The sequence below is a fragment of the Reyranella sp. genome (assembly GCF_050185545.1).
Lineage (GTDB): Bacteria > Pseudomonadota > Alphaproteobacteria > Reyranellales > Reyranellaceae > Reyranella.
Map to the genome: position 1 here is coordinate 1 of NZ_JBFWZI010000253.1, position 8588 is coordinate 8588.

General features: G+C 66.5%; 6 protein-coding genes and 1 pseudogene. 4 read left to right on the forward strand and 3 right to left on the reverse strand.

Going from position 1 to position 8588, the window contains the following annotated elements; genetic code table 11:
- Both AB7O82_RS34965 and AB7O82_RS34970 read right to left on the reverse strand, forming a co-directional pair.
- A pseudogene (locus AB7O82_RS34965) lies at nucleotides 1-1709 on the reverse strand (hypothetical protein); the annotation flags it as partial.
- Between the two features lie 250 nt (nucleotides 1710-1959).
- Nucleotides 1960-2157, reverse strand: coding sequence for a DinB family protein (locus tag AB7O82_RS34970; protein WP_428621533.1), 198 nt, complete (start codon nucleotides 2155-2157; stop codon nucleotides 1960-1962).
- Nucleotides 2158-2187: 30 nt separating this feature from the next.
- Between AB7O82_RS34970 and AB7O82_RS34975 the strand changes: the two genes are divergently transcribed.
- The 3 genes from AB7O82_RS34975 to AB7O82_RS34985 all read left to right on the forward strand — a co-directional run bounded on the left by AB7O82_RS34975 (nucleotide 2188) and on the right by AB7O82_RS34985 (nucleotide 6802).
- Entirely contained in the window at nucleotides 2188-2562 is a 375-nt protein-coding gene (locus AB7O82_RS34975; RefSeq protein ID WP_428621534.1) for a hypothetical protein, read from the forward strand.
- Between the two features lie 272 nt (nucleotides 2563-2834).
- Nucleotides 2835-3650: a glutathione S-transferase family protein gene (locus tag AB7O82_RS34980; RefSeq protein WP_428621536.1), complete on the forward strand. Its 816-nt coding sequence runs from the start codon at nucleotides 2835-2837 to the stop codon at nucleotides 3648-3650.
- 164 nt (nucleotides 3651-3814) lie between these two features.
- Nucleotides 3815-6802, forward strand: coding sequence for a M10 family metallopeptidase C-terminal domain-containing protein (locus AB7O82_RS34985; protein WP_428621537.1), 2988 nt, complete (start codon nucleotides 3815-3817; stop codon nucleotides 6800-6802).
- A gap of 325 nt (nucleotides 6803-7127) precedes the next feature.
- Here the strand turns inward: AB7O82_RS34985 and AB7O82_RS34990 are convergent, their stop codons facing one another.
- Nucleotides 7128-7343 (reverse strand): hypothetical protein, encoded by a 216-nt coding sequence (locus AB7O82_RS34990; RefSeq protein WP_428552244.1) that lies wholly within the window; start codon nucleotides 7341-7343, stop codon nucleotides 7128-7130.
- Nucleotides 7344-7620: 277 nt separating this feature from the next.
- Here AB7O82_RS34990 and AB7O82_RS34995 point away from each other — a divergent pair, with 277 nt between their 5' ends.
- Nucleotides 7621-8310: a DJ-1/PfpI family protein gene (locus AB7O82_RS34995; RefSeq protein ID WP_428552252.1), complete on the forward strand. Its 690-nt coding sequence runs from the start codon at nucleotides 7621-7623 to the stop codon at nucleotides 8308-8310.
- Nucleotides 8311-8588 lie beyond the last annotated feature (278 nt).

The window sequence follows — 8588 nt, forward strand, 5'->3', positions numbered from 1 at the left end:
ACCGAGGCCGACCGCAAGGCCGCCGAAGAGTCGAATGCTGCCGCGGAGGCAATGGCGAAGGTCGAGCGCAAGGCGGCAGCGGGGGCCGCTGAAGAGGCAAGGACCGACGCCGAGGCCAAAGCTGCGGCTGAGCGAAGGGCGGTGGCCGAGCGCCGGGCGGCAGCCGAGACAGCCGCGAAAGCCATGGCCGAAGCGGACACCAGATTGGTGCAAGCTCGTGCAGCGAAGGCGATGAATGCTGCCCTTGCTTCTGCCCTGGCATTTGCGGCTGCTTCGGCCTCGGCTCTGCGTTCGACCTTCGCTCTGGCCTTCGCTTCGGCCCTTACCCTTTCGGCAGCCTCCGCCGCTTCCTTGCGCTCGGCCGCGACCTTGACCTTCGCGGCAAGCTTCGCTTCTTTGGCCGCCTTGCGCTCGGCGGCCGCCTTCGCCGTCGCGGCGGCCCTGGCTTCCGCGGCCTTGGCGGCTGCGGCATCCCGCGCCTCGCGGGCGACGCGCTCCGTTTCTATCGCTGCTTCGGCCACGGCTCTGCGCTCGATCTCCGCTCTGGCCTCGGCTTCGACTCTCGCCCTCTTGGCAGCTTCCGCCGCTGCCTTGCGCTCGGCCGCGACCTTGACCTTCGCGGCAAGCTTCGCCTCCTTGGCCGCCTTGCGCTCGGCGGCCGCCTTCGCCGTCGCGGCGGCCCTGGCTTCCGCGGCCTTGGCGGCTGCGGCGTCCCGCGCCTCGCGGGCGACACGCTCCGCTTCTATCGCTGCTTCGGCCACGGCTCTGCGCTCGATCTCCGCTCTGGCCTCGGCTTCGACCCTTGCCCTCTTGGCAGCTTCCGCCGCCGCCTTGCGCTCAGCTGCGACCTTGGCCTTCGCGGCAAGCTTCGCCTCCTTGGCCGCCTTGTGCTCGGCAGCTGCCTTCGCGGTCGCGACGGCCTTGTCTTCCGCGGCCTTGGCAGCCGCGGCCTCCCGCTCCTCGCCAGCGATGCGCTCCGCCTGGATCGCTGCTTCGGCGGCGGCTCTGCGCTCGACTCTTGCTCTGGCCTCGGCTTCGACCCTTGCCCTTTCGGCAGCCTCCGCAGCCGCCTTGCGCTCGACTGCTGCTCGGGCCTCCGCGGCAGCCTTCGCCTCTTCAGCGGCCTTGCGTTCGGCCTCGGCTCTGGCCGCCGCCTCGGCTCTTGCCCGTTCGGCAATCTCCGCTGCCGCCCTGCGCTCGGCGGCCGCTCGAGCCTCCGCGGCAATCCTCGCCTCTCTGGCCGCCTTGCGCTCGGCTGCGACCCTGGCCTCCGCGACAAGCCTTGCCTCTTCAGCCGCCTTGCGCTCCGCGGCCAGCTTCTTCGCCGCGACGGCTCGGGCTTCCGCGGCTGCGGCCTCCCGCGCCTCGCGGGCGGCGAGCGCCGCCTTGATTGCTGCGGTGGCTTCTGTGCTGCGTAGCGGCGGACCGCCAGGAGCCGGTGGATGGCGCCGTCGGGCAAGCTCGGCGGAAAGCCGCGCCAGCGACCGCTGGAATTGGGCCTCGTCCGCCTCGCGGGCGGCGAGCGCCGCCTTGACCGCTGCGGTGTCCTCGGCGATCTGCAGCGGCGGACCGTCGGGAGCCGGCGGATGGCGCCGCCGGGCAAGCTCAGCGGAAAGCCGCGCCAGCGACTGCTGGAAGTGGGCGTCGTCGCCGTAGTCCGGCGGCTCGCCGACCGGTCGCTCCGGCGGACGGCTGGACTTGAAGAACAAGACGGGCTCCTGGACGGAAGGACCAAGCCTGCCTGCTAACGGCCTGCGGCGTCAGTGATAAATCGGGGGCGGCGCCACCTTCATGCCTTGCATCGGCCCCGGTCGTGCCACGGGAGCGCGCAGGCGCTATCGCGATCTGCCACCTCGTTGCCCGGGCCAGCACGCGAACCGCGAGGTGGATGCTCTTCACAAATCCCTCGGCATTGATTCTTCGGCTGGCTAACGCCTCTTCCTGGTCATTGCGAACAGCTCAAACCTGCAAAAGGACCAGTGGCAGGTCGGTATCGCCGGGATCATGACCGAAATATGTCAGTGCCGCGTGTACCTGGCCGCGATGATGAGTCTGATGATTGAAGAAGTGCGTGGCCAGCAGAGGCCCAACTATTCGGCTGGTAGTTGCGAACGCATCCTTCGCCGTAGTCTGGGAACCAATGTAGTGGAACCACATTCGTGGGTGGCGGCTGGGAGCGTTGCAATCATGCTGCTTTTCGAGCCGAGGATGCGAGAATGGGCCTCGCGATCCGCGGCTTTCGGCGCGCTGAGCGAGCGCGCCGAAATGGCCGAAGCGATCAACCCTGGACAATTCGGATCGATCGCGAAGCGCATGCTCGACGCGTCAGTAGCCGCCGCCGCCGTAAGGATCCGCGCGCGGCGTGGTAGCCGCGCCGACGGCGGCGCCGCCGAGGCCGCCTACCACAGCACCTCCGACGGGATGGCCGACGGTCGACCCCACGACAGCGCCGCCAGCCGCACCGATCGCACCCCCTGTGAGCGCGCGATCCGTCGGATTGTTGCCGCAGGCCGTTGTCAGGCCCAGTGCGGCAAGCACGGCAAGGCTCCTAAGCAGTTGTGACATTCGAACCTCCTGGAAGTTGCGACTTCGGGCACGAAAGGAGTAATGGCAGCGAGCCTCCTGAAGTTGCTTGGCCGAGTGGGCCCCGAAAAAATGCCGCAAGGCCTCGCGATTGCAGGGTGGCGGCCCCTTTGGTCAGCGCGTCCGTTCTCTCAGGAGCGAGCGACAATCTCCCTTGATCTTGGTCCTCCGCCCTGGGGCCAGCACGGGATGGTTGCGCTGTGCACCTGCATCCTACAAGGTGGACGCCCCTCCCCTGCGCAGATCGGGCTATGATGGCGCCTGCCCTACAGTTCGGCGCCAAGCCGCGCCTCTATCACACGCCCTCCTCCTACTATTCGATGATCGCGCGCCTCGCGCTCGCCGAAGGCGGCATTGCCCACGAACGCGTCTTCGTCGACATCCATGTCAGGATGAGCCAGCAGCAGCCGGACTACGTGCGGCTCAATCCGAACATGACGGTGCCGACCCTGGTGCTGGCCGACCGCATCCTCGATCAGAGTCGCGACATCGCGGAGTATGCGTTGGGCGTCAGCGACGGGGCACTCGAGGGCGAGGCGAAGGCCTGGCTCGACCTTCATTATAACTATGCGATCGAGGAGCTGACCTTCGGCGGAATCCTTGCGCGCAATCCCGTGGCGCGGATCATGATTCCCAAGCGGCTCGGATCGGCCCGGCGCAACCTTCTCGCGCGTGCCGCCCGGAATCCCGATCTCGCGCAGGTCTACGAGGCGCGCGCCGCAGTGTTCGCCGAGCGTGCGCGCATCTTCGATCCCGACGCCGTCATCCGGCTCTCGGAGACGCGCCGCGCCGAGGCGATCGACTTCATGGATCGGTTGGAGCAGACGCTGGGTGATGGCCGCGCGGTGCTCGTGCCACCCGCCTATGGCCTCGCCGACGTGGTCTGGACCGTGTTTCTCGGGCGCATGGAATTCGCCAGCCTCGGCGCGGAGATCCCAAAGCGGCCGGCGCTCGCACGGTATTGGCGCGCCATGCAGGCACGCCCGAGCTTCCCTGCCGCGGACATCTGGACCAAGCTCCATCTCGGCCGCCTGATCGGCGGCATATTGGGCATCGCCAGAGGGTGACGGCACGCATCGACCGCGAGTTCCCGGACACGCGTGACAGCCGGCGATCGTAACGTCGGCGCACGCGTCACCGGACTGCATCCTGCCCGGTTCTGGCGTTCTTGAGAATCACTGACCGAGCAGATAAAGCTTTTGCGACACCCTTCCACCAGTCGAAGGACGCCATGGTAACCGTGCCCAGTGGATCCGAGCCGCAGGTCGCGTTCATCTCCGGCGTCACCGATGCGGGCCGTCTGGCCGCCACCTCCTTTGCCACCTGGAAGGGCAGGACCCCTGCCGTTTACGACGCAACCTTCGCTCGCGAGCTGAAGTGGGGCAGCCCGTCGCTCGGAACGTCCGGCGGAACCGTAACGTACTGGTTCGATGGTCCGTCACAATGGACGACGGCCGAGCAAGGCGCCATCGAGGCCAGCCTGGCATTGTGGTCGGCCCTGGCGAACGTTTCCTTCACTTTGGCCTCGAGCGAGCAAGCGGCCGACCAGGTCTTCTATCGAGCGGTGGAGGGCGAAGGGACCTATCAAAAGCCCATTACCTTCACGACCTCGACGGTCGGCAGCGAGCACGCGGGCCAGATCACCAAGTCCCGGATCTTCATCGAAACCGGTAAGCCGTACTGGCACGTGGGCACCTCCTTCGACGATGCCGGCGGCTACGGCTGGCAGACGGTCGTTCATGAGATCGGCCACATGCTGGGCCTCGGCCATGGCGGCCCATACAACGGCATCGTCGATGTCGCCAGGCAGCAGTTCAGCACCTACGACACTCGCGCCTGGACGTTGATGTCCTACATCAGCCCGACGACCGCGAAAGCGGATTGGGGAATCGCCCCAATCGACAGCCGAACGGGCTATCTCTATGGGCCGACGACGCCGATGGTGCTGGATATCCTGGCGATCCACCGCCTCTACGGCGCGGCAACGACGGGCCCTCTCGCCGCCGGCGGACAGGTATTCGGCTTCAACAGCAACATCGAAGGACCTGCCAAGCGGTTCTTCGATTTCACCGACAACAAGAATCCCGTGGTAACCCTGTGGGACGGCGGGACGAACAACACGCTGGACCTGTCGGGGTTCACCAAGAAGTCGGTCGTCGACCTCAATCCGGGCCGGTTCTCCAGCACCAACGGCAAGACGAACAACGTCGCCATCGCAATCGACACCATCATCGAAACGGTGATCGCGGGTGCCGGCGACGATGCGCTGACCGGGTCGGCCGCGGACAACAGGTTCAAGGGCAACGGCGGTGACGACACGATCGACGGCGGTGCCGGAACCGACACGGCGATCTTCTCTGGTCCGCGATCGGCCTACACGTTCACGGACCTGGGCAGCAACAGCGTGCGCGTCGCCGGTCCGGACGGATCGGATACGCTGGTCAGTGTCGAACGGCTGACGTTCGCCGACGGGACGGTCGACTGGCCTCTGGCAGGCGGCGACCACGCCAACGCCCTGGACGACCGGGTCAACGCGTTTGGCATGGCGCCGGTCGGCGAAACTGTCGGCGGCGAGCTGGACACGGTGGCCGATCGCGACTGGTTCGTCGTTCAGCTCATCGCCGGAATCATCTACACGATCGACCTGAGCGGCCTTCAGGATGGCGTCGGCACGCTTGCCAACCCTCACCTCCGCCTGCGCAGCAGCACCGGAGAGGTCATTGCAGAGAACGACGATGTCGCCGCCGGTTCGGACCCCGACTCCCGGATCACCTACGTTCCGACGGAGACCGGGACCTACTACATCGAAGCCGGCGCATTCGGCGACAGCCTCACCGGCACCTTCGAGCTCACGATCGACAGCCCCGACGCCGGGATCGACGACTTTGCCGGCATGCTCGGCGATACGACGCGACCTGTCGGGGCTCTCTCTGCCGGCGGGTCCGCAACCGGCACCCTGGAAACACCGGCCGATCGCGACCTGTACGCCGTCCAGCTCACCGCCGGCACGAGCTACTCGCTCAGTGCGAAAGGCTTCCAGGGCGGCGGCGGAACGCTCGAAGATCCCTATTTGCGGCTGCTCGACAGCACCGGCCTCGCGATCGGCGAGAGCGACGACAGCGCAGACGGCACCAGCACCGATTCGCTCATGGTCTTCACGCCCTGGATGACGGGTAGCTACTATCTCGAGGTCGGCTCCTACCAGGACAGTTCTGCGGGCACCTACACCGTGGGCGTGTCGACGCCCCCCGGTGGCGATGACTTTGCCGGCGCCGACGATGAGGGCATTCACCCCGTCGGCCTGCTCGCCGTCGGCACCACGGCAAGCGGCACCATCGGGAGCTGGGGTGATCGCGACTGGTTTTCCTTTCAGGCGATGGCCGGCAGGAAATACGAGATCACTGCTACCGGCGCAGAGGCGAGCGCCGGCGTGTTGGCGGAACCCTATGTCATCCTGCTCGACGGTTTCGGGCGAGTCCTGACTGGAGGCGGCGATGACGTCAGTGTCGGTGCCGAGGCGAGCGTCAGCTTCATCGCCACCGAAAGCGGCGCCTACATTGCCGAGGTTGCGTCGTTTCTCGATCTGCTCACCGGCACCTACGTCGTTCGACTGGTCGAGCATACGGTGATCGACGACGCCATTACTTCGCTCTACGCCGCATACTGCGATCGGGCGCCGGAGGCCGAGGGCGCAGCCTACTGGCTCGACCGGCTGGAAGACGGGATGACCCTTGTCGACATCGCGCGATCCTTCTCCGTGCAACCCGAGTCGGGCGCCGTTTACGACTTCCTTGCCGACCCCGATGTCGACGACAGCGCAGCGATCGCCGGCTTCCTGGAGGCGGTCTACGGCAATCTCTTCGGTCGCGCTCCCGACTCGGGTGGCAAGGCGTACTGGCTCGAGCAGTTGAGATCCGGGACCACGGACGTCGCGACGGTCCTTCTCGATATCCTGTCCGGCGCCCAGCCGAACGACTCGCTCGTCGTCGCCAACAAGGTGGCCGTAGGGAACTACTACCTCGCCCAGACCTTCAATCATCAGGTGCCCACGACGCTCGAGTCCGCACGGGACGCCTTGGACGACGTGGGCTTCACCGCCGAGAGTACGGTGGCGGGGCAGGCTGAGATCGACGCCTTCATCGCAGCGGTCGAGGAAGCCCGCTTCTTCCCCGAAAGCGTGCCGGCGCTCGGTGTCATCACCACCGTCGAGGGCGGATGACGGCTCTCGACAGGCCCCTCATGATCGGGGCGCCGCATCAAGTAATTGTCCAGCAGCGTCTGCAAAGGAGGAAGGGCCGCCGTGGGTGCCGGCGGCCCTTCTGGTACGGGGCAGTTTGGGGTGGGTGCCCCGTGCTGTGGGTGCCCGACGGTGCGACGACGGGCTGGCGTTTGCCAGTGACCAACCTGTGACCGGCCGTTCGCGCGTATGCATTTCGCTCTTGTGCCAACAGCCACACGGTGCGACGCGGCTCCCGTGCCGACAACGAGGACAGGCGGCGCATTCGCGTACTTGTTCAGCGTGGCTTGAATGCTTGCGTTGAACCTCAGCCGACCATGCCCCCAGCACGACGCACACGGCCGATTTTCAACAGAGCCTCCATCTCCTCGAAGGCCTTCAGCAGCTTGCGCGTCGTGGTGGCATCGTATCCGTCGCGAGCCAGCGCCTCGATGTATGTCGCCAGTCTGGCCGTGGCATTCCGACCACGGGCAATTTGAGCGTCTGCGCGGTCGAGGCATTCTTGGAGCTTGCTCGAATCCATGGAAAAGCGAACGCACGCGCGCACCATGCAGTTGCAAGCGCGCTCGAAGATGGTCGATACGATTGCACTCGCCGCGCCGGCCGACCTGATGCTTGGTCACAACTCCCGGCACCGCGACCTGCGGGAATGGTTCCGCCATGCTGGAGCTTGCCCGGCCAGCGCCCGCCCGTCAGGATCGATCAGGTCGCCGGATGAACGAGGCGAGGCCCTGGCCGGCGCAGGCACCGCGTTGTCATCGCGTGCGGCGCTCCGATCGGAACGACAGGAGCAAACGAACATGTCGCCGCCTTTCAATATCGGCTTCGTCATCTTCCCGGACCTTACACAGCTCGATTTCACCGGGCCGTTGCAGGTGCTGTCACGCCTTCCCGGCGCGGCCGTCCATATCGTCGCGAAATCGACGGCGCCCGTGCCCAGCGATTGCGGGCTCGGTCTCGTTCCCACCCACACTTTCACCAGCAGTCCAGCGCTCGACCTGGTCTGCGTTCCCGGCGGCAACCAGGGCGTCGTCGACGCGATCGACGATCGCGAGACAATCGAGTTCGTGCGCCGCCAGGCTGCAACGGCCAGGTACGTCACGTCGGTGTGCACCGGTGCCTTCATCCTGGGGGTCGCCGGCGTTCTCAAGGGACGGCGGGCGACGACCCATTGGGCGTTTGCCGACCTGCTGCCGCTCGTCGGGGCGACCCACGAGAAGGCCAGGGTGGTCAAGGACGGTAATGTGATCACCGCCGGCGGCGTGACCTCCGGCATCGATTTCGGGCTGAGCGTCGTGGCCGAGCTTGCAGGCGAGACCGTGGCCCGCACAATCCAGCTTGGCATCGAGTACGATCCTGCCCCGCCCTTCGATTCGGGCCATCCTGACCGAGCCCCGGCCGGACTTGCATCGGGCCTTCTGTCCGGCCGCTATGGTGACTCCCGATCGGCGTACCGGGCGGGCCTGGAGCGCGCCGCCCATAAGCTTTGACCTTGGCCGAAAGAGCGGGCCCAATTGTCAGAATCGGACGGCGAGGAGCTCATGGGGCTGAGCCTTCTGATCGAACTCGCCTCTTTGCTGGGAGCGCGCCACTCCGATGGCGCTCATGGGATATGCAATGCAATCACCGAGAAAGGCACCATCGGAGTGGCGCGCTCCCGGCGCATGACGCAGCCTGTACAAAGAAAAATGCGGGTCTAAACTGGCGACCCGCCTGGAGTTGAGGGGAGAAGAAGGGCCTGATGCCCTGCGGCCCCGGAACGACCGCC